At 39.5% G+C, this 25335-nt stretch carries 30 protein-coding genes; 17 read left to right on the top strand and 13 right to left on the bottom strand.

Annotated elements, in window-relative coordinates; translation table 11 throughout:
* Positions 1 to 14: 14 nt before the first annotated feature.
* From AM592_RS20960 to rarD, 3 genes are all read left to right on the top strand, one after another.
* The gene (locus AM592_RS20960; protein WP_053605571.1) at positions 15 to 1277 is read left to right on the top strand and encodes a glutamate-5-semialdehyde dehydrogenase; all 1263 of its coding nucleotides are present in this window, start codon (positions 15 to 17) and stop codon (positions 1275 to 1277) included.
* A 134-nt stretch (positions 1278 to 1411) separates the two neighbouring features.
* Entirely contained in the window at positions 1412 to 1873 is a 462-nt protein-coding gene (locus AM592_RS20965; RefSeq protein ID WP_158320332.1) for a VanZ family protein, read from the top strand.
* 132 nt (positions 1874 to 2005) lie between these two features.
* On the top strand, positions 2006 to 2935 hold the full coding sequence (rarD, locus tag AM592_RS20970; protein ID WP_053605573.1) for an EamA family transporter RarD: 930 nt from the start codon (positions 2006 to 2008) through the stop codon (positions 2933 to 2935).
* A 101-nt stretch (positions 2936 to 3036) separates the two neighbouring features.
* Here the strand turns inward: rarD and melA are convergent, their stop codons facing one another.
* The 5 genes from melA to AM592_RS20995 form a co-directional block, all read right to left on the bottom strand.
* Positions 3037 to 4335, bottom strand: a complete 1299-nt coding sequence (gene melA, locus AM592_RS20975; RefSeq protein ID WP_053605574.1) for an alpha-galactosidase MelA — start codon at positions 4333 to 4335, stop codon at positions 3037 to 3039.
* A 22-nt stretch (positions 4336 to 4357) separates the two neighbouring features.
* Positions 4358 to 5179: a carbohydrate ABC transporter permease gene (locus tag AM592_RS20980; protein WP_053605575.1), complete on the bottom strand. Its 822-nt coding sequence runs from the start codon at positions 5177 to 5179 to the stop codon at positions 4358 to 4360.
* Entirely contained in the window at positions 5179 to 6105 is a 927-nt protein-coding gene (locus tag AM592_RS20985) for a carbohydrate ABC transporter permease (RefSeq protein WP_053605576.1), read from the bottom strand. The genes AM592_RS20980 and AM592_RS20985 overlap by 1 nt, the downstream gene beginning before the upstream one ends.
* A 27-nt stretch (positions 6106 to 6132) precedes the next feature.
* Positions 6133 to 7386 (bottom strand): ABC transporter substrate-binding protein, encoded by a 1254-nt coding sequence (locus AM592_RS20990; RefSeq protein ID WP_053605577.1) that lies wholly within the window; start codon positions 7384 to 7386, stop codon positions 6133 to 6135.
* 73 nt (positions 7387 to 7459) lie between these two features.
* Complete coding sequence (locus tag AM592_RS20995) at positions 7460 to 8506, bottom strand: LacI family DNA-binding transcriptional regulator (RefSeq protein WP_053605578.1); 1047 nt, start codon at positions 8504 to 8506, stop codon at positions 7460 to 7462.
* A 234-nt stretch (positions 8507 to 8740) separates the two neighbouring features.
* Here AM592_RS20995 and AM592_RS21000 point away from each other — a divergent pair, with 234 nt between their 5' ends.
* The 4 genes from AM592_RS21000 to AM592_RS21015 all read left to right on the top strand — a co-directional run bounded on the left by AM592_RS21000 (position 8741) and on the right by AM592_RS21015 (position 12343).
* The gene (locus AM592_RS21000) at positions 8741 to 9928 is read left to right on the top strand and encodes a galactokinase (RefSeq protein WP_053605579.1); all 1188 of its coding nucleotides are present in this window, start codon (positions 8741 to 8743) and stop codon (positions 9926 to 9928) included.
* 12 nt (positions 9929 to 9940) lie between these two features.
* Complete coding sequence (gene galT / locus AM592_RS21005) at positions 9941 to 11464, top strand: UDP-glucose--hexose-1-phosphate uridylyltransferase (protein WP_053605580.1); 1524 nt, start codon at positions 9941 to 9943, stop codon at positions 11462 to 11464.
* Positions 11465 to 11818: 354 nt separating this feature from the next.
* Complete coding sequence (locus tag AM592_RS21010; RefSeq protein ID WP_053605581.1) at positions 11819 to 12133, top strand: hypothetical protein; 315 nt, start codon at positions 11819 to 11821, stop codon at positions 12131 to 12133.
* Between the two features lie 21 nt (positions 12134 to 12154).
* The gene (locus AM592_RS21015) at positions 12155 to 12343 is read left to right on the top strand and encodes a helix-turn-helix transcriptional regulator (RefSeq protein WP_053605582.1); all 189 of its coding nucleotides are present in this window, start codon (positions 12155 to 12157) and stop codon (positions 12341 to 12343) included.
* 147 nt (positions 12344 to 12490) lie between these two features.
* Here AM592_RS21015 and AM592_RS25420 read toward each other — a convergent pair whose 3' ends face one another.
* From AM592_RS25420 to AM592_RS21030, 3 genes are all read right to left on the bottom strand, one after another.
* Positions 12491 to 12754, bottom strand: coding sequence for a TIGR04104 family putative zinc finger protein (locus AM592_RS25420; RefSeq protein WP_082364274.1), 264 nt, complete (start codon positions 12752 to 12754; stop codon positions 12491 to 12493).
* 522 nt (positions 12755 to 13276) lie between these two features.
* Complete coding sequence (locus tag AM592_RS21025; protein ID WP_053605583.1) at positions 13277 to 13795, bottom strand: spermidine/spermine N(1)-acetyltransferase; 519 nt, start codon at positions 13793 to 13795, stop codon at positions 13277 to 13279.
* Between the two features lie 25 nt (positions 13796 to 13820).
* Entirely contained in the window at positions 13821 to 14273 is a 453-nt protein-coding gene (locus AM592_RS21030; protein WP_053605584.1) for a MarR family winged helix-turn-helix transcriptional regulator, read from the bottom strand.
* Positions 14274 to 14802: 529 nt separating this feature from the next.
* Here AM592_RS21030 and AM592_RS21035 point away from each other — a divergent pair.
* The gene (locus AM592_RS21035; RefSeq protein WP_053605585.1) at positions 14803 to 15237 is read left to right on the top strand and encodes an SRPBCC family protein; all 435 of its coding nucleotides are present in this window, start codon (positions 14803 to 14805) and stop codon (positions 15235 to 15237) included.
* A 323-nt stretch (positions 15238 to 15560) separates the two neighbouring features.
* Here AM592_RS21035 and AM592_RS21040 read toward each other — a convergent pair whose 3' ends face one another.
* On the bottom strand, positions 15561 to 16148 hold the full coding sequence (locus AM592_RS21040; RefSeq protein WP_053605586.1) for a hypothetical protein: 588 nt from the start codon (positions 16146 to 16148) through the stop codon (positions 15561 to 15563).
* A gap of 344 nt (positions 16149 to 16492) precedes the next feature.
* Between AM592_RS21040 and AM592_RS21045 the strand changes: the two genes are divergently transcribed.
* Both AM592_RS21045 and AM592_RS23590 read left to right on the top strand, forming a co-directional pair.
* On the top strand, positions 16493 to 16906 hold the full coding sequence (locus AM592_RS21045) for an Lrp/AsnC family transcriptional regulator (protein WP_053605587.1): 414 nt from the start codon (positions 16493 to 16495) through the stop codon (positions 16904 to 16906).
* Positions 16907 to 17163: 257 nt separating this feature from the next.
* On the top strand, positions 17164 to 17331 hold the full coding sequence (locus AM592_RS23590) for a DUF2750 domain-containing protein (protein WP_225970415.1): 168 nt from the start codon (positions 17164 to 17166) through the stop codon (positions 17329 to 17331).
* A gap of 275 nt (positions 17332 to 17606) precedes the next feature.
* Here the strand turns inward: AM592_RS23590 and AM592_RS21050 are convergent, their stop codons facing one another.
* On the bottom strand, positions 17607 to 17882 hold the full coding sequence (locus AM592_RS21050) for a hypothetical protein (RefSeq protein ID WP_053605588.1): 276 nt from the start codon (positions 17880 to 17882) through the stop codon (positions 17607 to 17609).
* Between the two features lie 21 nt (positions 17883 to 17903).
* Positions 17904 to 18044 carry a MerR family DNA-binding transcriptional regulator gene (locus AM592_RS25425; protein ID WP_148564357.1) on the bottom strand — a complete coding sequence of 47 codons (141 nt, stop codon included), beginning with the start codon at positions 18042 to 18044 and terminating at the stop codon, positions 17904 to 17906.
* A 17-nt stretch (positions 18045 to 18061) separates the two neighbouring features.
* Here AM592_RS25425 and AM592_RS21055 point away from each other — a divergent pair, with 17 nt between their 5' ends.
* From AM592_RS21055 to AM592_RS21070, 4 genes are all read left to right on the top strand, one after another.
* Positions 18062 to 18367, top strand: a complete 306-nt coding sequence (locus AM592_RS21055; RefSeq protein ID WP_053605589.1) for a hypothetical protein — start codon at positions 18062 to 18064, stop codon at positions 18365 to 18367.
* A 236-nt stretch (positions 18368 to 18603) separates the two neighbouring features.
* Entirely contained in the window at positions 18604 to 18981 is a 378-nt protein-coding gene (locus AM592_RS21060; protein ID WP_053605590.1) for a GntR family transcriptional regulator, read from the top strand.
* Entirely contained in the window at positions 18974 to 19861 is an 888-nt protein-coding gene (locus tag AM592_RS21065; protein WP_053605591.1) for an ABC transporter ATP-binding protein, read from the top strand. The genes AM592_RS21060 and AM592_RS21065 overlap by 8 nt, the downstream gene beginning before the upstream one ends.
* Positions 19846 to 20550 carry a hypothetical protein gene (locus tag AM592_RS21070; RefSeq protein WP_053605592.1) on the top strand — a complete coding sequence of 235 codons (705 nt, stop codon included), beginning with the start codon at positions 19846 to 19848 and terminating at the stop codon, positions 20548 to 20550. Before AM592_RS21065 ends, AM592_RS21070 begins: the two co-directional genes overlap by 16 nt.
* A gap of 35 nt (positions 20551 to 20585) precedes the next feature.
* Here AM592_RS21070 and AM592_RS21075 read toward each other — a convergent pair whose 3' ends face one another.
* Positions 20586 to 21098, bottom strand: coding sequence for a M15 family metallopeptidase (locus tag AM592_RS21075; RefSeq protein WP_053605593.1), 513 nt, complete (start codon positions 21096 to 21098; stop codon positions 20586 to 20588).
* Between the two features lie 121 nt (positions 21099 to 21219).
* Here AM592_RS21075 and AM592_RS21080 point away from each other — a divergent pair, with 121 nt between their 5' ends.
* Together AM592_RS21080 and AM592_RS21085 are read left to right on the top strand one after the other, a co-directional pair.
* The gene (locus AM592_RS21080; protein WP_053605594.1) at positions 21220 to 22218 is read left to right on the top strand and encodes a DUF1835 domain-containing protein; all 999 of its coding nucleotides are present in this window, start codon (positions 21220 to 21222) and stop codon (positions 22216 to 22218) included.
* The gene (locus tag AM592_RS21085; RefSeq protein ID WP_053605595.1) at positions 22215 to 22532 is read left to right on the top strand and encodes a hypothetical protein; all 318 of its coding nucleotides are present in this window, start codon (positions 22215 to 22217) and stop codon (positions 22530 to 22532) included. The genes AM592_RS21080 and AM592_RS21085 overlap by 4 nt, the downstream gene beginning before the upstream one ends.
* Positions 22533 to 22561: 29 nt before the next feature.
* Here the strand turns inward: AM592_RS21085 and AM592_RS21090 are convergent, their stop codons facing one another.
* Positions 22562 to 23023: a VanZ family protein gene (locus AM592_RS21090; protein ID WP_053605596.1), complete on the bottom strand. Its 462-nt coding sequence runs from the start codon at positions 23021 to 23023 to the stop codon at positions 22562 to 22564.
* A 313-nt stretch (positions 23024 to 23336) separates the two neighbouring features.
* Here AM592_RS21090 and AM592_RS21095 point away from each other — a divergent pair, with 313 nt between their 5' ends.
* Positions 23337 to 25235 carry a PTS mannitol transporter subunit IICBA gene (locus tag AM592_RS21095; protein ID WP_053605597.1) on the top strand — a complete coding sequence of 633 codons (1899 nt, stop codon included), beginning with the start codon at positions 23337 to 23339 and terminating at the stop codon, positions 25233 to 25235.
* Positions 25236 to 25335: the final 100 nt, after the last annotated feature.

Here is a 25335-nt window from a genome sequence, read left to right on the forward strand (position 1 = left end):
GGAGGAGGATAACGATGAGTAAATTGGTTGAGATAAGTCTGGTTGAAAAACAAGCCATACAAGCTAAAAAAGCAGCAAAATCTTTAAGCCTGCTGTCCGAACAAGAAAAAAATGAAGCCTTATTTACTTTGGCTGATCATTTAGAAAAAAATACTCAAACAATTCTTGCTGCTAATGAGAAGGATTTAGAAGCAGGAAAACAAAAAGGGTACGATGCGGCATACCTTGATCGCTTATCCCTTACGAAAGAGCGAGTTTTTGACTTTGCTGAAGGGCTGCGAACGGTTGCAGCATTAAAAGATCCCGTCGGAGAAACGTTGTCAGAATGGACGCTTGAAAATGGGTTGAAAGTGAAAAATGTCCGTGTCCCTCTCGGGGTCATCGGAATGATATACGAAGCAAGGCCAAATGTTACCGTTGATGCAACCGGCCTTGCCCTTAAATCAGGAAATGCCATCGTGCTAAAAGGCGGGTCTTCTGCAATTTCGTCAAATAAAGCAATTGTATCCGTCATGCACGAAGCGCTGGAGAATACAAAAATCTCGCGAGATGCTGTTCAATTTATTGAAAGCACCGACCGAAGCGCCACAAAAGAGCTGTTTACGATGAAGCAGCACATTGATGTGTTAATCCCTCGCGGCGGAGGGGCATTGATCCAGGCGGTCGTTGAGAACGCTACGGTTCCCGTACTTGAGACGGGAGTTGGGAACTGTCATTTGTATATTGATCGCGAAGCAGACACAGAAAAAGCTATCAATATCATGGTGAATGCCAAAACTGACCGGCCTGCTGTGTGCAATGCGTTGGAAACATTGATCGTACATGAAGACTGGCTGAACGTAAACCATGAAGCATTGGCGAAGGCGTTCAAAGAGCATGGTATTCAGGTACATGGCGACGAAAAAGCTGTAAACGTGTTTCCTGAGGCGATTCCTGCTGAAGAAACAGATTGGAAAGACGAATATTTAAGCCTCGATATTGCAGTAAAAGTAGTGGAGAGCCTTGAAGAAGCTGTTGCCCACATTGATCAGTATGGGACAAAGCATTCGGAAGCGATCGTAACAGAAAACGATCAAACCGCTCTTTTCTTCATGAACGTTGTAGACGCAGCAGCTCTTTATCATAATGCTTCTACCCGATTTACTGACGGAGGAGCGCTGGGCTTTGGTGCAGAAATCGGCATTTCTACGCAAAAGCTTCATGCCCGTGGTCCAATGGGATTACCGGCGCTGACAACCAGTAAGTATTTAATGGTTGGAAACGGACAAACGAGATAAAGTGAATCAGTGGGGGTTCATCTCCCGCTGATTTTGTTAATGGGAATTGTTTTTTTAGCTCCGAATAGGAATTCGGGGCTTTTTAAATTGCTAATAAACTTTAGTAAAGTTGTAACAAAATGAAAGGAAAATATATGAAAAAATTTTCACGCTTACTTGTTCTTATTTTACTTGGAATTTACTTATGTGTTCTTACAAAGGTAATATTAATTAAATCCTTACACCTGGTAGACTTTTCCAAAGTCATTTTCAGTTTTCATACAAGAGGGACAGTAAATCTAATCCCTTTTCGTACAATTTCTAATTACCTGTTTGCAGATATCAACTTAAATATCATAATTGAAAATCTTGTGGGGAATATTCTCGCTTTCTGTCCTCTTGGTATCTTATTGCCTTTTCTTTCGAATAGGTTCCATAAGTGGAGGACGATATTGCTTTCAGGCCTAGCCGTAAGCTTGTTCTATGAGATAATCCAATTCACTACCGCCTTGGGAAGCTTTGATGTTGATGACTTGATTTTGAATGTAACGGGAGCCGCACTGGGCTTTTTGCCGGTGAAAGCTGTCCTTTCCATCCGTCAGAGACAATCGAAATAGTGAATCCCATTTATCCCGCATAAACGCGCAGTAAAACCCCCAGTGATTGTAAGTTTCACTTTATAGACAAAATGTAATCGGAGTGCTAAATTAAAGGATATTGTATAAAATTTAACAGTAGGGGTGCTGGAAGTGGTTGAGCAAAAGGAACAGACTGCAGGGGTCATCGCCGGCTCACTGGCTTATTTGATTTGGGGAGTATTGCCGATTTATTGGAAGCTGGCGGGCGGTGTCGATTCAGCGGAAGTTTTGGCAAACCGTATTGTTTGGTCATTTGTTTTTATGATTGTCCTGCTTTTATGTCTGGGCAAGCTGTCGGGTACATATAAGGAATCAAAAAGTGTGTTTTCGAACAAAAAAAGATTCCTGGCAATAACTGCGGCATCGGCTTTGATTACGTTAAACTGGTTTATTTTTATTTTCGTTGTTCATAGCGATCATGTCATAGATGCGAGTTTAGGATATTATATCAATCCGCTGATGAACATTGTTTTGGCAACAATATTTCTTAAAGAGCGATTGACTAAGGCAGAAACAGTTTCAGTCGTTTTAGCCACAATCGGTGTCATTATTCTTTCGATTCATCATGGAGCTATACCTTGGTCGTCATTGGCTATGGCTTTGACTTTCAGCCTTTACGGATTAATTAAGAAGGTACTTCCGATCGGTGCGTGGTCGGGATTAACGATTGAAACATTATTAATTACTCCGTTTGCCCTTCTCTATTTGTTTATCGTTCCAAGCCGTGGATTTATGGCTTATGACACTGGGACACTATTCGTCTTAATAGGTGCTGGTATTGTAACAGCAGTACCGTTATTGCTGTTTGCCCTGGGTGCAAAGAAAATTTCGTTTTCCTTGATCGGGTTTTTGCAGTATATTGCACCGACTATGATGCTGGTATTGGGTGTTTTTCTATTTCATGAACCGTTTGACGAGACACAATTGCTTGCTTTCATATGGATTTGGGTTGCACTCATCCTTTTTACTGCTTCGCGTACGGCTGCTGCTTCCAGATTGAAGAAAGAGGCTGGAGCTGTAAGACAAAACATGGGTGGATAGAAAGAAATTACGGCGGATATATTCTCGAGATGATCGGATCAAATCAACCATACTGCAGATAAAAAAGGAGCATTAATTTGCTCCTTTTTGCATGGTCTTCATTATTTATACTCAGGCAGCCAGTCACCGTGGGCTGCGAATAAATCGTCGCACATAGAGACGATATCCTGAAGCGAAAGCTCGGCGCTTGTATGTGGATCGAGCATGGCCGCTTGGTATACGTGCTCTTTCTTCAGCGTAACGGCAGCTTCAATCGTTAGTAGTTGGGTATTAATATGGGTGCGATTCAGGGCGGCAAGCTGTTCAGGGAGCTCGCCGACATAGCACGGCGTGATTTGGTTGCGGTCTGCAAGGCACGGGGCTTCCACGACCGCTTTATCCGGAAGGTTCGTGATCAATCCTGTATTTAATACGTTTCCTCCGAATTTAAAGGGAACATTGGTCTCCATCGCTTCGATAATCCTTGAGCCGTATTCCCTCGACCGTTCATGGGTCAAACTGCTGTTATTCGTAATTTCGTCCCGCATCGTCTCCCAATCGTTAATTTGTTTTTCGCATCTTCGCGGATATTCATCTAAAGGAATGTTTAATTTCTCAATTAGATCAGGATAATTGCGTTTGATAAAATAAGGGTGGTATTCGGCATTATGCTCTGAGGATTCGGTGACATAATAACCGAACTTATCCATAAGCTCGAAACGGACCATATCGTGATGTAGTGTTTTTTGCTTTTCTTTTGCACGCTGCTTAATTTCCGGATATAAGTCTTTGCCGTCCTTTTTAATGTCCAAAAGCCAAGCCATATGGTTGATTCCGGCAATTCGTTCCTCAATTCCTTCACGATCCATGTCCAGCAGTTCAAATAATTCCTTCGTGCAAACCTGGACGCTGTGGCAAAGCCCGACTGACTTAACGTTAGTGTATCGAAGCATGGCTCCGGTTAATGCTGCCATTGGATTGGTATAGTTGAAAAACCATGCATCGGGACAAACCTCCTCCATATCTTTCGCGATATCGAATAAGACAGGTATCGTCCGCAGGGAGCGAAATATTCCTCCGATTCCCACGGTATCCGCAATTGTCTGCTGCAGCCCGTATTTTTTGGGAATCTCAAAATCTATCACTGTACTAGGCTTGTAACCTCCGACTTGAATGGCATTGATTACATATTTCGCCTGATGCAAAGCTTCTTTTCGATCATCGTAAGCTTTGATCGAAATGGTTGGATTATATTTTTCTTTTAAATGAGTCAGCATTTGTCTCGATTCATTTAAGCGTTTGGCATCAATATCAAATAAGGCAAATTCAAATCCGTTTAGTGCTTCAACCATCAAACAGTCACCAAGTACATTTTTTGCAAAAATTGTGCTTCCAGCCCCGATAAAAGTGATTTTTTTCATCTTTTTGATACCTCCTGAAATGTTAGCCTTTAACTGCCCCTGAGGATAGCCCGGCAATAAAGTACTTTTGTAGAAACAAGAAAAGCAGAGTCATTGGCAGCATTGCCATTAGTGAAGCAGCAGCGACCAAGTGTAAATTGTTTGCATTTTGGCCAAAAAAGCCAGCGATGGCAACCGTCAACGTTTGTACTTCCTTGCTTTGCAGGAAGAAAATCGCAAATTGGTAATCATTCCAGATAAAAACGCTTGATATAATACAAACGGTTGCTGTGATTGGTTTTAATAACGGAAAAACGACTCGGAAAAAGATGCCGATCATACTTGCTCCATCCATTCGCGCCGCTTCCTCCAACTCTTTAGGCACGGATGAGCGGATAAAACCTGCGTAAAGAAAAATTGTCAATGGCAAAAAGGAAGCCGCGTTAACTAGTACAGCAATTAAATGAGTGTTCATGAGCCCGGCATCGACAACCATTCGATACAAAGGAACCATCGATGTCAAAGGAGGTATGATCATTATTGATATGAACAAAGCATAAACCATTTTATTGAGCTTTGTTGACCTTCGTGCCAACGGATAGGCAGCGAGCGAACCTGCAAAGACTAAAAGAAGAGCGGCGGCCGCGGTTATGATGATCGTATTGACGAATGATTGGCCGAGTCCAGCTTTCTCCCATGCCTCCAAGAAGTTACTGAAGGAAAAATAGTCGGGAAGAAGCCATTTTGAACTGTAATCACCCTTCGCTTTTAAGGCGGTCGTAATCAAAATATAAAAAGGGATAAAATGAACGATTGTAACTGCCGCAGCAAGAATCGCGAACGATATTTTTTTCTTCTTTTTCATCAGGCCTCAATCTCCTTCCTCTTAAAGTAAATAAGAGCCGCGAAACTGATAATCAAGATGATGAACGCCATAAAGATACCTTGAGTTGCTGCATAGCCAGCATCCTGCCTTCTGAAATAGAGGTTGTACATAAACGTTGACATCGATTGTGATGCATTGCCGGGACCGCCGCCTGTTAAAGCAAAAATTACATCAAACAATTTCAACCCGCCAATAATATTAATAACCGCATTGATCGTAATCGCTGGCATTAACAACGGAAGAGTGATGTTCCGAAATTGCTGAAACGTGCTTGCGCCGTCAATTTGGGCTGCCTCATAATAATCCTTCGGAATGCTCTGCAACCCGGCGAGATAGACGATCATAGCGATGCCCACATATTGGTACGTATTAATCATGACGATGATAAGCGGATTTGCTTCAGGAATGGCCAGTGCGTTAATCGGACCCAAACCGAAAACTTGCAGCAAATCATTCAAGGCTCCTCCGTCGAAGGAGAAAAAGAAATACCAGATATAGCCCATTATTAAGGGGCTGATAATGACGGGGAGGTAAACGATCGTCCTGGTAATCGCTTTCATTTTTAGGCTTTGATTGAGTAGAAGGGCATAAAGCAATCCAACGGCATTTTGTAAAATTGTGCTGCCTAATCCATAGAGAAGTGTATTTTTTAAAATTAACCAGGTATCACTATCAGTTAGAAGCCTTTTATACTGTTCAAGTCCCACCCACTGGTATCCTTGGGAAAAGCCATTCCAATTTGAAAAGGAGATGCTTACACCTTTTAAAAAAGGATAGATCATAAAGACAATGACCAAGATCAAGGCGGGCAGATACATCCACCATAGAGAGGACGTTTTTGGAAACTTCACTTGGTATTGTTTCTTTGCCGAAGAAAGCTTTTTCTCAGTGATGATCTGACTCATTGCTCCTCACCTCACAATCCATACATATTATTTATTTCTTAATCTGAGATATTCTTCACGCATCTTTTTTGAAACATCTTCAGGTGTTTTCATCCCTGCAAGAAGCTCCTGTCCGGTGGTACCCATGACATCCCACATGCCGTTCGGCAAATAAACACGGTCAAAGTAAGGCTCTACACGTACATGTTCATATCTCTTATAAGACTCAGAATAATAAATTTCTGCCTCGACATTGGTTAGCGCAGAAGGAAGGGAAGTAGCTTCCGCCATCTTTTTTGCATTTTCCGGTTCAGCGATAAATGCTAGAAACTGCTTTGCTTCATCCAAATGCCGAGAATCCTTCCAAGCGGCTAATGTGTGTCTTTCTCCTCCAATCCAGCTTGGTTCGTCTCCTTCGTGTAGAGCGGGGTTCGGCATGATTCCCAGCTGTACTTCTGGATTCACGTTCGCAACATCTTGTCCCAGAGAACCTCCGCTTATCGTAAATGCAATCTTGTTTTGCGCCATTAAATCAATCAGCTGTGAAGGTTTGGCTGTAACAGCATCAACATTTAATAGTTTCTGATCGTTCATTTCTTTAAGGATAGCAGGCAGAGCTGTATAGTTGGGCCAATCAAATGTACCATTCTTCAAGCTCTCCCGACGGTCATGTTTTTTGTCAGTAATTAATAGAGGTGTCGCAAATTGATCAAAGAATTGGGCAATTGAACTTTTATCGTAGCCTGCAAACCAAAAGGGTACAACTTCACCATTGCTTTTTTCTTTTACCGATTTCATCGCTGTCATAAATTCGTCGATGGTTTCTGGAGGCTCAATGTGGTACTTATCCAGCAATGTCTTGTTGTAGGTGATTCCGTCTTTCGCTTGATTTAACGGCAAGGCATAGACTTTACCGTTCTCATCCTTTAAGATTTGATCGAGATTAGGATCCAAGTTTTGCACCCAATCCATATCCTGCAGGTCGGCGGTGTACTCTCCATAACGAAGCTTTCCCCAGCCGTGGGTATCAAAAAGGTCAGGTAAATCGTTTGCTGCCATTTTGACCCGAAGCATATTTTCATACTCTTCTCCCGGAAAATTCATATCGATATGGATATTAGGATGCTCTTTTTCGTAATCAGCCACAATGCTACTAAGCATTTCTCGTTCGCTATCATTGACGATACTGCTGTAAAGAGATAGAACAGTTTTTCCTTCCTGTTCACTGCTTGTTTCCTGTGAACATCCTGCAGCAACGCCTATACATAAGAGCAAGGCCAGTAAAAGCGCAATTTTTTTCATTGGTCATCTCCTCCCATAATATTAAGCGCTTACAAAATGATGATACAATCACCTCCTTAAATGGAGAGAACGGTTAGTCCGTCCTCTTGCTTCCACAGCTTTCCCGGATAATTAAATTTGTCGCTACTTTTACCTGCAATGGAATCGTTCTACCGTTCATTCGGTCCAGCAAGAGTTTGACGCCGGTTCTTCCCATTTCTTTCATATGCACATTCACAGTCGTTAACGGAATGCTTGCAAACTCAGCTGCATCAATCCCGTTGAAGCTGACGATAGCGAGATCCTGCGGAACTTTTATTTGCTGTTCGTGCAAGGCTCGTAGTGCGCCAATTGCCATCGAGTCGCTTCCGATAAAAAAAGCATCAGGCAATTTTCCTTTTTCGATTGCCTTTTTCATTAATCCATAGCCTTGAAACATATTGTATTCACCAATATGGATATGCTCTTGGCTGTCAATCTTTTTTTCTTTGGAAAATTGCCGGAAAGTGGTCAGTCGTTTATCCTCAATGATTTTTGTCGTTGTTTGATTATTTTTAGTATAAAAATGCTCTTTCTCTTTACCGCCGATATAGCCTAACGTTTGATAGCCGATAGATAGAAGGTGCTCCAGAGCCTGCCTGGTAGCCGTTTCAAAGTCGATGAAGACAGAATCGCAGCTATCGTCTTTCGTCGTATGATTGATAAAGACAATGTTATTCAATGAAGAACTGATGCGAGCCAAGCTTTCCATACTGATCCTTCCGATAACAATCAGGCCGTCGAGGTCACGGATCGCCTGATTCATAAGGAGCGTGCTTAGATGGATGGTTTTCGTAATAAAAATACCATTTTCATAGCATTCCTTTTCGATTCCCTGTCTTATGGAATAATAGAATGGATCGTTAAGCTCTTCTTCCTGGGTCATACTAACGACCATGCCGATCCGTAATTCACTGGGGACCGAAGTTTGGGAGTGCTTTCTTTTCCCGCGTGCTTTTTCATAGCCAAGATTTTTAGCTGTCTTCAAAATTCGTTCTCTTGTTTTTTCTGTAACTGATAGGGAACGATCGTCGCTAAGTACTCTTGACACGGTGGCTGTGGATACATTGGCCATAGAAGCGATATCTTTTATTGTAGCCATACAAGCGCCTCCTCTCATGAATCATTTACTAAAGATAAACATAACCGCTTTTAAAAGAATAGAAGTTATCCGAAAATTTACTAAATTGATAGTAACATTTTTAGTAAACGTTTTCAATATTTTTTGAAAAATAGATTCCTTTTAATAAATAATTCACTTGCAATATTGTATGTAAGCGCTGTATTTGCTACTATATATTTAGTAAAAATTTTATTGAATAAGGGAGAGATGGTCATGCTTCAAACAGTTATAAGAGCGTTTAGAGATATATTTCCTGAATCAAATGAAGAGACGAAACTATTTTTTTCTCCGGGAAGAGTCAATTTAATCGGTGAGCATACCGATTATAATGGCGGACATGTATTCCCATGCGCCCTTAATATAGGAACTTATGCTGCAGCCAGATTACGACAGGATAACCAGGTGAATTTGTACAGTACGAATTTTCCGGATCAGCCAGTTTCTTTTCTGCTTGATGAGCTTTTTTACAAAGAAAAGGATGGCTGGGGGAATTATACGAAAGGTGTTCTGGCTGCGTTTATCGATCAAGGCTATAAAATTGGAAAGGGGCTTGATCTATTATTCTACGGAAATATTCCGAATGGAGCCGGTCTATCGTCCTCTGCTTCGTTAGAGCTCGCTGTTTCCGTCGTACTGAACAACTTTTTTTCATTGTCGGTCGACCCGGTACACATGGCGAAATTAAGCCAAAAGGCGGAAAACGAATTTGTAGGGATGAATTGTGGGATTATGGATCAATTCGCTGTAGCCATGGGAAAGAAAGACCATGCGGTACGCTTAAACTGCCAAACGATGGAGTATCAATACAGCCCTCTTACCCTGACGAATGAGTCTATCATCATCGCAAACACGAATAAGCGCCGGGAACTCTCCGATTCGAAGTATAATGAACGCAGGGAGGAATGCGAACGTGCACTAGCTGCCTTGCAAACCAAGCTGGATATCCGTTCGCTTGGCGACGTAACGATCGAGCAGTTTGAAGAGAACCAGCACCTCATTGTAAATCCAACAGACCGTAAGAGGGCAAAACACGCTGTTTATGAAAATATCCGAACTATTCAGGCGGTTGATCTTTTAAACAAAGGTGATATTCAAGGATTTGGACAGTTAATGAACCAATCTCACTTGTCACTTCGAGATGATTATGAAGTGTCAGGGAGGGAGTTGGATGCTCTTGCAGAGGCGGCATGGATGCAGGATGGCGTTATCGGATCGCGGATGACAGGAGCAGGATTTGGCGGCTGCACAGTGAGTATCGTGAAAAATGAGAAAATTGAATCATTTAAAGAGAATGTTGGTTTGCTTTATAAGAAGGAAACTGGGCTCGAAGCAGATTTTTATCTCGTTGAAACCGGAAACGGCGCAGGAGAAATTTTCAATACCGAAAATAGTGTACTTTAGGGGCTGTTAGCTATGAATATCGATATTTACCAACAAATTGAGAAGCTGATTCAATACGGTATCAACAAAAAATTAATTACGAAATGGGATATAGATGCAGTTCGCAATACTTTTTTAGATGTTCTGAAGCTTGATGACTATCAAGATCCTGCAGACGTAGTGCCTCCGAAGGAAGACAGCCCTGCTGAAATTCTTGGGAGCATTCTTGATTGGAGTGCGGAAAATGGTTTGCTCGAAGCAGATACTGTTACTTATCGGGATTTGTTCGACACCCGCCTGATGGCTTGTTTTGTTCCGTTTCCTTCTGAAGTCAACCGCCGTTTTTTTGACACGTATGAGAAGGAAGGAGCGAAGGCAGCAACGGCATGGTATTATCAGTTTTCTAGAGATATTAATTATATTCGGACCGACCGGATTCGAAAAAATCAAGACTGGACCTCACAAACGGAATATGGAGATATGCAGATCACGATTAATTTATCAAAGCCGGAAAAAGACATAAAAGCAATAGCTGCCGCAAAGGATATGAAGGAGGTTTCATATCCAAAGTGTCTATTATGTAAAGAAAATACCGGCTACGCGGGAAGAGTGAATCATCCGGCGCGGCAAAATCTTAGAATCATTCCAGTGGAACTTGGCGGGGAGCAGTGGTTTTTACAATTCTCCCCGTATGTCTATTACCACGAGCATGCTATTATTTTTGCTGCTGACCATGCTCCAATGACGATAGAGCGAAAAACGTTCGACCGGTTATTTGAATTCGTCAGACAGTATCCTCATTATTTCATCGGATCAAACGCCGATTTGCCAATTGTCGGAGGCTCCATTTTGTCCCACGAACACTTTCAAGGCGGGTATCATGAATTCCCCATGGCAAAGGCGGAAATAGAAAGAGAATTTACTTTTAAAGGATATCCAGGAGTAACAGCGGGAACAGTGAAATGGCCAATGTCTGTGATCCGTTTAAGGGGAAAAGACGCAGGCGAGCTCGCGAAAATTTCAGAGCTCGTATTGGAAAAATGGAAGAATTACAGTGATGAACAGAACCACATTCGGGCCTTTTCAGGAGAAACCCGGCACAACACCGTGACACCGATTGCCAGAATGCGTGATGAAGAATTTGAAATTGATCTTGTGTTAAGGAACAATCGCACGAACGAAGAGTATCCATCCGGTATTTTCCATCCTCACGAGGAAGTCCATCACATTAAGAAAGAAAATATCGGCTTGATCGAAGTCATGGGCCTTGCCATCCTGCCCGGCCGTTTGCTGGATGAAATGGCGCTGCTTGCGAAACATATATGCGATGAAAATTTTGAAGAAAAAATTGATCCAAGCGTAGAAAAACATCTAACGTGGGCAAAAGAAGTAAAACGTAACCACCCTGAACTTAAGAAAGAAAACGCATCTGCTATTTTAAAAGATGAAATCGGAAAGGTATTCAGCACCATATTAGAGCATGCCGGCGTTTTTAAGCGGGATGAAGAAGGACAGAAAGGATTTGCGCGATTTATAGATTTTGTGACTGAGGATTGAGATGTATCCCTCTGCATGTGGTGCAGGGGGATTTTATTTTTGTTTGGGAAACTATAATAACTGGACCTGTGGATATTTGTTCTGTGGTCGATTTTTCGGAGAATTTGTCGAAAAATCGATATATTGTTATTTTCGCCGATATATCGAAATTATCGCCGATAAGATAAACAGCCATCATTTTGCTTTCGATGGAATGTGGAAGACGTCAAGCAATGTAATTTCGTCAGGCTTTCTTGTGAAGCGTATGCAGCCAATTTGTTCCTTGAAAATAATGTAAAAAGTGTTTGACATAACAAATTGCTAAGGATACGATTGGAATGTAAAAAGTTTTTTACATAATAAGAGGTGAGAGAGATGAATTTGTTGCTTTTCTTTCTAATTCCGCTTTTATCAATTGCTATTACTGCATGGTGTACAGGATCGAAAGAATATGGATTTGGACCCAATGATGATGAAAGAAAACAAAAAATTAAACAAAAATCAGTTGTTCAAAGCTGGTCTGCATTAGTCCTATTTTTCATAACAAACTTCCTAATCGATTTATTTCACCTCAGAGATGAACGCCTCCAAGATATTCCCTTTCTTTATCCCGAGCTATTATATTTAATCATTTTGATCACAAGCTATTTTCTTTTCTATATTATCAACACCAGAAAAATGAGCGCATAACAAAAGGCAGGATGGTGTGTGTTGGAAAATCAGATAAAAGCATTGAGGAAAAATCAAGGAATGTCCCAAGAAAAACTAGCGGAAAATTGCAAAGTTTCCCGCCAGACGATTAATGCCATAGAAAATAATAAATATCGTCCCTCTTTAGAATTGGCATTTCGTATGGCAAAAGTTCTTGGAGTCAAAGTAGATGATTTATTTTTTTATTAGAGAAAATAAGATTGCAGAAGACGAGAAGTTGGCCGAAAAGAAGGGGAGCATACTTCTATTTTACTTGCAGGTATTTTGATTTTTGTTTTTTTATATATTTGATTGATATGGGTTTTCTTCTGTAGGATGATACCTCTTAAACGATTTTTACAATGGTAGGTATAATGCGTGTTTAAAGCTTGGTTTAGTTACCAACTTTATTGTCAATTCACAACACTGAGGGGGACTGAAGATCTTGTCAATAAATACAAATAGACCTAATTGATTTCTCGATTTTTTTGAAACGTACTGAAATGCTTCACAAGATGGACATTTTAACTTATTACTTAACGTAAACATTTTTACAAAAGTTTCTCTCCAACTCCACTTATAACCACAATTCTGGCAGGTTGGTATTAATACCGCCTCCATTTATAATCTAACGTTGCCGAGATTAATGAATTGCGCCCTATATGAATAATCAGACTTAACGTGAATTATATTACAGCTTCAGATGTTGATTTTTTATTAAAACACTCTTCACATATAAATTTTCCTTCACTTTTTAAATAAGCTTGAATTTCTGTCATGCCTTTATGCTTTTGGATAACGCATTCTTATAAAAACAATGTCATCACCTTTTATTTCTTTTTCACATATTGAACATTTTGCTTTCTCTCCAAACATTTAAAGCACCTCCAAGCTCTTGAAGTACTATATTTTAATACGATTAACTTTCATAAAAGTTTCCTCAATTAAATGGCCATTTCGTATTATAAGTCAATCTGTTAATTCTGGTTGGCCAATTTTTTTATAGATTATTCTTTAAGTAGCTGGGGTAGGACGAATCTGGCTATTGGGACTTGATCCCGTCCATTATACTGTCCATCCCCTACTCATTTGTGACATTAAAATATTTCTAAATATACATAATATTCTACCTCTCGAAAAAAGTTATATGAGTGTTTTGATCATTATTAAGTCCATTTGTTCTTCATCACCCATATAAAAAGAGTGGGCTCCAGTTTGAACAAACCCCATTTTCTTATAAAAAGCAATGGCATTTTCATTTTTTTCCCATACGCCTAGCCAGATTTTCTTTTTATTACTTTCCATCGCAATTTCCTTAGCCTTATTTAGAAGATATTTACCAAGCCCATGTTTTTGAAATCTGTTCTTTATATAAATCCTCTCGATTTCAAGTGATTCATCCCCCATTTCTTCAGACTGAGCATCATTGGTATTGACCTTTAAATATCCAGCGACTTCATTATTAAAATAAACAAAAAAGAATTGCGAAGAAATATTGGATAATTCTTTTTCTAATTGTTTTAAGTTAAATGCTCTTTCCAAATAGACATTCATATTTTCGGGTGAATTCTGATGCTTAAATGTCTCATTAAATGTTTCATAACTAATTTCTTGAAGTTTGCGTGAATCTTCAAGGGTACACTTTTTTAAATTTATAGTCATATAAATATGAAGCTCCTTTATATAATCAATAATTTCTCTTGTTTCCCTTTTTTACAAATTCCCAGTCTTTTTCTATATTTTTTCTTACTCTTTGAAGAAGATTGAAAATGGTTTCTTCTTCTCTTTCGGAAAATCCCTCTAACGCAACGATATTGGAATAATCATTTTCTCTTTTTATAAAAGAATATACATTTTTCCCAGTCTCTGTTGGAAAGAGTTTTTTAATTTTTTTGTTATGTTTATCTTCTTTCTTTTCAATAAAGCCATTAATTTCAAGTTTTTTTATAGCTCGGGCTGCTGTTGTTCGATCTACTTTTATCATCTCAGCTAACTTTTCTTGAATGATTCCTGGGGTTTCACATATTCGAACAAGGTACAAATACTGCCCTTTTGTAAGGTCATATTCTTTAAATTCTATATTACTTATAGAATCTAATGCCCTTGCTATCATTCCAATTTCACGAAGAATTTCCTTCATAATTAACTCCTTAGTATGTATTTTTATTGCAAATGCAATATTAATGACATGTATTAAATTTAACCTAATTTTGTTGCATTTGCAACAAAAATTGTGTTTGTAAAACCAGATGTATTGTTTTACTGCCTCAGTGAAAATAAAAAACCCTGAATTCGGTCGTTTGAGCCGATATTCAGGGTTTTTTAGTTACTTGCTTGGCTTCATGCGGATTAAAGCAACAATAACTTAATAGAGAATTACTGGTGGTACTAATGGTTGCCCCCCTATTAACCTAAAGAGGAATAAAAAACGCTGATCGGGCTAGCTCCAGGCCAGCCATCGTTTGTTCACAAATCATATTCCGTTCAAATTCTTCCCAAACTGATAGCATTCCGAATTTGCTTGTAACCAAAACGAGAGTTATGGAAGGATTTCTTGTTTAAAGGGTGAGGATAATTGAAAAAAAGATTTCACCTTTTCTAACTTTAAAACGCTTTCAATGGTATAATTAGTAATGAATATAAATTGATATAGTGAGGTGGTATTATTAATGGAGACAGGTGAAAAATTAACAATAACGGTAGAAACCACAGTTCATGCACCAGTTAATAAAGTGTGGGAATATTGGACAGACCCACAGCACATAATGAAATGGTCTTTTGCTTCTGATGATTGGCATGCATCAAATGCCGAAAATGATTTAAGGGTTGGAGGAAAATTCCTTACAAGAATGGAAGCAAAGGATGGAAGCTTTGGATTTGATTTTGGTGGAGTTTATGATGAAATTAGAATAAACGAATTTATTTCTTACACTCTTGGTGATGGAAGAAAAGTTACGATCACTTTTATTACTCAAGAAAACTACACTAAGGTAATTGAAACTTTTGAAGCAGAAGACACCCACTCCATTGAGCAGCAACAAGCAGGCTGGCAGGCGTTTCTAGACAATTTTAAAAAATATAGCGAACTTTCTCAAGAAAATTAAACTGTCGATAGACAGTCTTTTTTTATGCTTATAAGTGTCAAGCAGAAATATGTGACCTATACATATAAAATGTGATTAAATCGATTAAAATTAAATGTAACAAAAACGAACCTTTAAAAGTGAATTTTTTAAAAACATAATGTTCATTCAAGAAATAAAGAATCCATTTTGATCAGCATAAGTTCATCAAACAAAAAAGCCCAACCCTTTGGGATTGAGCTTTTTTTATGAATAAAATATAATTGAGTTTGAATCTAAATCTGAAGCGTCCTTTGCGAACGCTTTAATTACACCGATTCTAGACTCAGAAGCTGTTTTTCATTTTAGTAATTTCCAGTTCTAATAGAAGAGGTTTCGTCATTGGCATATGAAGGTAGATTCCACCAAACATGAGAACTTGTTAGGTTCCGATATCCGACCATAAAATTGTCATAACCATTATGTTCATACAAATTGACCCAAGACCAAGGAGCTACACTTAAAGAAGAAAATCTGTCATTCCAAAAAGATCCCCAACGGACACCTGTAGCCCATACATTTGTTCCAGAAGACAATCTTACAAACCTACCACCCCGGTTAGCATGCTCAAAGAAATAATCTGTTCCTGACAATATACCTACATCTGCATTCGGTGAAAGTTCTTTAGCTTGTTGATGATATGCTTCATATTTTTGCGAGGTTGAGAAACCAAGTACCCTTTCTCCTTGATTAGTTTTTTCAACCACAATCCCAGCAATTTTTTTATGTTCATCTGGTGAATATTTTACTCCATCTACTGTGTCAATTTTTAAATCTTGAACGGAATTCGATGTTGGACTAGCTGCATTTATTTGGCCTTCAAAACTAAAAACCAAAGATAAAACTAACGCTAACACAAGCGCAGGAAAAAACAGATAATTTTTCTTGATCATTAAAAAACCTCCCTAACATTATTATGTTTTTTCATATAGGCAACAGCTCTAATCAATATCCGAACCTACATTTAATAACAACTGAATATCTCTACTATGTAAACAATCACCCCTTTCTATTTTTTCCAACGAAGGAAACCCAGTTGTAAATAAATAGATATTATGCAACAAAAACGAACTACCTTACCGGGCCGGCAGAAGCCAAGGGCGTTCCCGGATTGCTAATCAATCATATTCTCATTCTAATGTGTACACCTTTGCTTTTACATGCATCGGTGAAAAAGTTTACTCCCATTTACTTTAGTGATGAAAGAATGTACTTTAGTGATGAAAGGATGGTTGACATGATTGATCACATCGATATGGAGATCATACGCTGTTTACAAAGCAACTCAAGAATGCAATGGAAACAGATCGGGCAGCTTGTCCATCTGTCTGGTGTGGCCGTAGCCAATCGAATTCAGCGTTTGGAGGAGATCGGGGTCATAGAGGGGTATACGGTCCGGCTGAACGAAAAATTGCTGGGGAACATTTACTGCATTTTTATTATCGTTAAGATGAAGGATTACAGGCATACGAAGTTCCAGGAATTTATTCAGGAGCGAGATGAAATTAAAGAAGCTCACCGTGTCAGCGGGGAGCCGTGTTTTATTTTAAAAGCCCAGGTACCTGACCAAGATCAGCTGTCCAAGCTGTTGGATGAGATTCTTGTCTACGGCCATTATAAAATCAATATTTCCATCGGGCAGTATAAATGAACCTCCTGATAGGTAGTCGCATTAAAAACGACATTTTCAGACGAAGAAGGGGTTTTTATTTTGGAGTAGCTATCGGATCTGGTCTCGATATTAACTTTCTTTTACAATCAACCACATATGAATTCTAGATGATGGTGAATAAGACCACAATGTGCTAGAACGAAGTAAAACAGTCATAACATTTGTGTGTCAGGATCCATTTGTACTACATATATGTCTTCCAATGGATCAGTAGCGTATCCTGCACTAATAACCTGTTGATTTGCTCTTCCATCATACCTTTAAAAGAATTTATGAATAATTGGCTATATGGAATGAATAAAGAACGTTTGTTAGTTGGTGTTAACTGGAATGTAAAGTTAATGGGGTTAGAAGTCGCATCTTATGAATTATTTAAAGAATTGGAAGAAAGATCGGAAAACTAAAATGTCTAGATACTCCATCTATTTAGATGCACATTTCTCCAGTCAACATATGTTTAAGGGGATATTTTTTATTTGCGTTGGTGTCAAAACTTAGTGTCGTTACTGAAAAATGAGGCTATTACTATCGAAAAGAAACGACATCAGACAAAAAACGGATGCCGCCTCCAAAAGCTGCTACTGAATTATTGTGTAGCCTCGATTCTGTTGGCTTGAAAGACTTAATGCCTGAGCAAGTCGTTATTTTGTCTTTTAAGGTGTTCGGCTGTTCATTCCGCTTAGTTATCCCACTCTTCTGGACCAGAAGGATATAGTCGAACCTCATCAGATATTTTTGAAATCTTCGGTTTCGAAACAGCATCAGACGAATAATCTATTGCTCCATCGTCTGGTCCATCATTTTCTACAACCGGATTATTGTCATCACCGTCTTCCCAGCCAATTTGACTTCCTATAGGGTCGAGATTGTGGTCTTCAGCTTTTACAAATTCACCAAGCCCTGTTGCAAAAAATCCTACAACAATTAAAGCGCTTAAAAAAATCCATTTTTTCACCTATTACCTCACCTCTCTTCATCAAAATACATTGTTAGCTTCTAATATAAAATGAATCACCTTCTCCCGTTTTGGCGGCGGTAACAGCCCTACTTGTTCATAGTAGCGTATAGCTGAGGGCTTAAGGTTAACTTTAAGTATTATACTTTGATTATAAATCATAAAGGGAGATGGAATTAATGAAATTACCTATTGCTTGTAATTTTGGTGCATTGCATCCTGATCAACAAGACAGATACAAGGACATCCAAAATCATTTAAATAAAGCCGTATTAAGAATAGAAGAATTCGCACATGGATACACATTTGTTTACCCTAATGAAGATGAAGTGATTGTGACTCTAACTGAATGGATTTTACTAGAGCGATTATGCTGTCCTTTCCTTGAATTATCCCTAACTATAAGGAGCGATCACCCTGTTACATTAACCTTGAGTGGTTCTGAAGCAGCCAAGAAGGTATTGAAGGAAGAATTAGGGTTGTAATTGTAACGAGATGCGGATTCATCTTGTTGACTAGAAATTTAGCAGCTATATAGAGAATGAACCGAATCATGAATTGGTCTGGTTAATGCAATCATCCGTCTTTTTAGACGGTTATTTTTTTGCCAAATTTTAAAAATTTGGGCTTTACATTAAAAAATCACGGTGTTATAGTTAGTTACATAAGTAACTAACCAAATAACTAACTAAGCTGTATCACTGTGGAAGGAGGTTTTTGATTGAAGCCTACGTTGGATGAATCACAACCGATTTTTTATCAAATTGCTGAAATGATAATGGAAGATATCGTGAGCGGGCGACTGCAGGAAGGAGAGAAAGTGCCTTCAACGAATGAACTGTCTCGTTTTTATAACATTAATCCAGCTACGGCGCGCAAAGGCTTGCAAGCTCTTGTAGATAATGAAGTGATTTTCAAGCAAAGAGGAGTAGGAATGTTTGTTAAGGAGGGGGCAAAATTGAAGCTGCTTCAGGAAAGAAGGCAAGATTTTTTTGAGCAGTATGTTAAACCAATGCTTGAAGAAGCTGAGCGCCTTAAAATGTCAAAAGAAAATGTCATTGATTTAATCAATGGGAGAACGGGGGAAACCAATGATTGATTTGCAAAATGTCTCATATTCTTATGAATCAAGCCCTGTATTGAAGAATCTTACGCTGCAAGAAGATGAACCTGTGATCATGGGGCTGTGGGGGAGAAATGGAGCGGGAAAAACCACGTTAATGAAGCTGATCGCGGGACTGTATGCACCGGAAGTCGGCAAGGTGGATGTAAATGGATTGAAGCCGTATAACAATGATAAGGCTCAGGAATCGATATGCTTTATGCAGGAAGATCATCCGTTTCATCCTATGTGGAGAATAAAAGATATTTTACAGTTGGCAGAGCACTTTTATCCTGATTGGAATAAGGAAACTGCCGATCATTTGATGAGAGTATTTCAGCTGCCGGAAAAGAAAAGAGTCGGCAAGTTTTCAAAGGGAATGAAAACAGCCGTTCAGTTGATCATCGGTATTTCCAGCCATGCTAAAGTGACGATATTTGACGAACCGACGAACGGCCTTGATGCCGTCATTCGCAAAAAATTCTATCATGAGCTGCTGCAGAGTTATGAAGATCATCCACGTTTGATTATGATTTCTTCTCATCACATTAATGAGGTGCAGCCTTTATGCGAGTCGATTGCAGTTGTCTATGATAAAAAAATCAAGCTTTATGAACCGATGGAAGAATTGCGGGAGCGAGGCGTCTTTTTAACTGGCGATCAAAAAGCAATCGATCAAATAACTTCAGGAATGGCTGTTATGGAAAAAGACCAGCTTGGTTCGACGGCAAAAGTAATGGTCGATGCTGCTTATAGAAAAGACATCATTGAACGTGCCAAGTCGCTGAATATTTCGGTGGAAAAGCCGAGCCTGCAGGACTACTTGATCAACATTACAGAGCCGAAAAAGGAGGAGTTGTTATGGGAGGGACGTTAAAAGGAACTGCGATGCTGGTCTACAGAGACATGAAATACCAGTTTGTCATGTTTTCACTTATTACTTTGTTTGTTGCTTTTGTCTTTCTTATGATTGGATTATTCATTGAAACCCCTATACAAGCAGGTGTCATATTTGGCCCCTTTTATGGGTTAATTTCTGTTTTTGGTGCCAGCGCTTATGTTACGAGTTTTCGTTATGCTATGGGATTCGGCTCTACTCGAAGTCTTTTTTTAAAAGTATTTTATACGTTAGGAATTCTATTTGTTATAGTCGTCATGCTCTTCCTTAATATCCTCTATTTTATAATGGAAGGTTTGTATGATTTAGGTATCACCCGTGTCAGCCTGTTTCATATCGGGAATGTGACCAGCTTTCAAAAAGGGTTCTTCCCATATTTATGGGTAGATATAATGATTGGGATCTGCCTTCTTGGACTGGTATTTTTCGTCACTTCGTTATGGTATAAATATGGATTTATAAGGATTTCGATCGGATCGATTATTTTAGGGGTGATCGCATTTTTGCTCCTTTACAATATAGGGTTTCAGGCTGCGTTTCAATGGATGGCTCACATCAATCACTTTACGCTCTTTACCGGAATCGGACTCATAGGTCTTATCACTCTATTTAGCACCTACTTTTTTATGAGAAATGCCCCGCTGTCTTATCGTTCGAAAAAAGGGTAATAATAAAGCTCCCCACCTGATGTGAGGAGCTTTTTTTAGTCAGTTTCCGGGATCATTTGCAAATGAGGGTAATCCTTGAATCCGCTCCAGTCTCCGCCCCATTCGAAGCCGAGTTCCTTGGCAATCTTGACAACCTCCATCCAGTCAGATGTTCCGTTTTTATTACCGTCATACTCCATGTCCCAACTCACATTTCCATTGTTTAATCGAAGCGCAAAGTCGATGGCGAGTCCGTAATTATGGTAGGATTCTCCGCCTTTTGCATAGGTAACAATCGATCCTTTTGTTGTCCTTCCTTTGGCGTAAAGCTTGTCCTGCTCCTCAAACGAACGGAAGTCGTCGGTAATCACGATAGATATGCCGATCTCTTTCGCACGATTGGCCAGCTTGTCCCGATTTTCTGCGACAACGGGATGCAATTCAGTAGGGAGCGGTGCATCCTTTACATCTTGAAGACTAGGTTCAGTAGAATCTTTTGCATAAATAAGTGTGCTGGCAATAAAAATCAAGAGGCTTCCTACGAAGAGAACTTGCAAAAATCGTTTCACTTATAGAGTGCTCCTGTCTTTTAAACTGTTAATCTAGTATGAGAATACCACAAAATCCGACATTTCAAAATGAGAACACTTTTGGTAACATTTACAAATAAGAGAAGGGGGGTGAGCTAATATGATTGATGAACTGAAAAAAGCAATTATCAGGCTGTCCGAGGAGGAAGCGAAGAGCTTATTATTCACCGTACTTCTCCAAGGGGACTTATTGAAAGACCTCAATGAGGAATTGGCAAAACAGCTCAATAAAACAACCGAAAGTCTTTTAAACTATCATAAACAGAAAAATCAGAAGGAAAAATACAGCAAAGTGCATGTGGCGTTTAGTCATTCAACCAGCGGCAGTTTAAAGGCAGCCCTCAATCATCCAAGAGATGAAAAAGTAAAAGTCATCCCAATAGACGACCAATTCTCATATGGACCAATTTGGCAGCTGCATCAAGAAACAGGGAAGGAATGCAGATGGGAATGGCTGAATGACAACATAAATTACGAGGAAGGCGAATTAGACGATCAAATAAGGGACAACAAAGAAAAAATCAACGAGCTTCTCCAAGTCCCAGAAGGAATTCCGATCTTCATCTGGACCGGAAGCAATGCCCACGAACAAATCGGCGTTCGCTATGCTCTTTATCATTTACGAGAAAAAAGAAACGACGTCTATTTGATGAATGTCGATGAAAAATATAGGAGAACTGGTGAGGTATCAGCAGAAAAGTTGAAAGAAATGTATGAAAAGCAATTACGGAATAAACCTTTGTCTAATGAAGAAAAGCAAGCATACATCAATGAATGGCTGGGGCTTGCTAATACAAAGGATGTATTGCGTATTTGGAAAAATGGCGAGATTCAACTTGCTGATGTCAGCAGGTACGATCGTTTCATTATCAACTTAGCCAAAAAGCTTCACAACGAGCGAGGAGAACATTCATTTATGAAATCAGCTCGGTTGATCGGAGAAGCCATTGGCCAAATCGATCAAAACCTCGATGATCTCTTTTTTGAATACAGAGTCAGAAGTTTGATTTTGCAAGGAGTGTTCGATATAAAAGGCATTCCGAAAGCGATGAGGTTTTATTCGGTGAAACTTAGATCGGATTTGAAGGGAGAAAAATGAAAAGAACATCAAAATATCTAATCTTGTTACTATTAATCATTTTTTCTGTCAGAGGTTTTATTCTTAGCATTGAATACGAGTTTCATGGGAATCCTAAAAAAATTAAAGAGTCAGAAGAGATTATGATTAGTCATTTGGATTCAAAGGGTTACGGTAGAGGGGATATCTTAGCTATTAAGGGAATATATAATTTTACAGCTCCAGGTGGAAGAAAATATGGCGGTTCTTTTGTCCTCAAGGACACCCTTGAATATTATGAATATGAATTACATAATGGCAAAGTGTTTGAGCTCGATGACATTCCTGAGAAGTAAATATAAAAAGGAAGAAGCACACATATTCGTTAAGAGTACTTCTTCCTTTTTATCAATTGAGTAATAATTAAGAAACCTAACATACCACCAAACGTATTTAAAATAACATCATCGACATCAAATACACCTAACACAGTTATATATTGTGCTATTTCTAAAGATAAGCTGACAAGAAATGATAGATACATCATTTGTGTAGCATGTTTTATATCGGCAAAAACAAGCGGGATCAACAATCCAAAAGGGATGAATAATAGTACAAGCCCAAATGTGTTATTAAACCAAGTTCTGAAATTATATTTCTCAAAATTAAACAAATAATTTGTGATCGTCTTAAACGGCATAAGATTTTGAGAAACATCATTATAAGTATGTCTAGGGAGAAACATACTAATTCCCCAGAAGCTAACCGTAAGCAGCATGGCCAAATAAATTATGAAAATAATCTTAACGTATTTTTTAGTATTTAATTGAATAATAAACGATTTCATTACATCAACACCTCTTACATTACGGTTAAGTGGTTGCCGCTTGTTTACGGCTGCCGTCTATAAAATAAATATACGTTCACGTTTCAGATTTATCCGTCCTTATTAAGAATATATCCTCCTATCTCAGAGATATATCCGCCCGTAATGAAATATATCCTCTCAATCTCGCAATATATCCGACTTTTTCTTATTAATAAAAGATTTGCCGATTTCCATCGGGACAAAATTAACGTAACTATTGATTGAATGTAAGCGGTTTATCACCTAAGATATAGTCTGTAAGAAATTCACCTTTAGAAAGGAAGTAGTCACCATGGCTCAGAGCAGCTTAAAAGTAGGAGTTCAAAAGTTTGGGAACTTCTTAAGCAGCATGGTTTTGCCGAATATCGGTGCATTTATCGCTTGGGGATTAATTACTGCACTATTTATTGCAGATGGCTTAACGCCTAATGAACATATAGCATCTTTAGTTGATCCTATGGTTACCTATTTATTGCCGCTGCTCATAGGGTATACCGGAGGTAAGCTTATCTATGATCAACGGGGCGGAGTTGTTGGCGCAATTGCCACAATGGGTGTGATCGTCGGCTCGGATATTCCGATGTTTTTAGGAGCCATGATCATGGGTCCTTTTGGAGGATATGTCATTAAGAAATTTGATGACATGATCGAAGGAAAAATCAAAGCGGGCTTTGAAATGCTCGTCAACAATTTCTCTGCTGGAATTTTAGGAGGACTACTCGCCATCCTTTCGTTATTAGGAGTAGGCCCAGCGGTGGAAGGGCTAACTGCTGTGCTTGTTGCGGGAGTAAACTGGATGATCGGGCTCGGCATCCTTCCGTTAACAAGCATCTTGATCGAACCAGCAAAGGTATTGTTTTTAAATAACGCAATTAATCATGGTATTTTATCACCGATTGCGTTAGAACAAGTGAAACAGCAAGGGCATTCGGTTTTGTTTCTTTTGGAAGCGAATCCAGGACCGGGGCTTGGGATCTTGCTTGCTTATACGTTCTTCGGGAAAGGCTCTGCAAAAAGATCTGCACCGGGGGCAGCACTAATTCAGTTTGTTGGGGGAATCCATGAAATTTACTTCCCGTATATCCTCATGAAGCCCTTGCTCTTTATTTCCGCAATATTAGGCGGAATGAGCGGTGTCTTTACATTTGTACTATTAAATGGCGGATTAAAAGGGCCGTCTTCACCGGGAAGCATCCTTGCCGTACTCGCGGTTACTCCGCAAAGTGCAGGTGCTTATCTTGCTAACATAGCCGGTATTTTCATTGCTGCCGCCGTATCGTTCCTCGTTTCCGCCTTTATTTTGAAAACGAGCAAAGCCGAAGACGGCGACATTGAAGGTGCAGCGCAGCGTATGCAGGAAATGAAAGGAAAGAAAAGCAGTGTTGCCGGTACTTTCTCAGCTCAGAACGGAGAGTTTCCGAAAACGGAAAACGTCGAGCGAGTGATCTTTGCCTGCGATGCGGGAATGGGATCCAGTGCTATGGGCGCGTCAATTCTTAGAAAAAAATTCAAAGAAGCAGGCCTTGGCATAAAATCAGTCAATATGGCGATCAGCAATCTGCCAAGTGATGCGCAAATTGTAATTACCCAGGAAGAGTTGACACCGCGTGCGAAGCAAAAGGTTCCGGGCGCTTATCATATTTCTGTTGATAATTTCCTTCAAAGCCCTGAGTACGACAAGCTGGTTCAAAAGTTAAACAGTGGCGATACTACTGAAGATAGCATTGAAGCAGAAGAACCGTCTGAAGGACCGTCGTCTGGAGATGTGCTCGTTGAGAAAAATGTCTTCTTAAACCAGAAATTCAATTCGAAGGAAGAGGCGATTCGTTTTGCCGGCCGGGTTCTTGTTGACGGAGGATACGTCGAAGAGTCATACATTGATGCTATGATCGAGCGGGATGAAATGACTTCGACCTATATGGGCAACGATGTAGCGATTCCGCACGGCACAGAAGAGGCGAAAAAAGCGGTATTAAAATCAGGCGTAACGATTTTGCAAGTCCCTGACGGCGTCGATTTTAACGGAGAAAAAGTCAGGCTGCTATTCGGTATTGCCGGAAAAGACGGTACTCATATAGAAATTCTTTCGGGGATTGCCGTTACCTGCTCGGATATGAATAATATCGAGAAAATGGCAGCTGCTAAAACCGAAAAAGAAATTTTAGATATTATCGGATCGTTAAATAAGTAAGGCGAAGGTGCTTCTAAAAAGCTCCTTTCGTCTTAATATACAAATCAAGACCTCATGGTGCGGTGTGCAGCGTTGATTTGTATGGCAAACTAACCATTAA

The organism is Bacillus gobiensis (assembly GCF_001278705.1).
In the GTDB taxonomy this organism is placed as follows: Bacteria; Bacillota; Bacilli; order Bacillales; family Bacillaceae; genus Bacillus; species Bacillus gobiensis.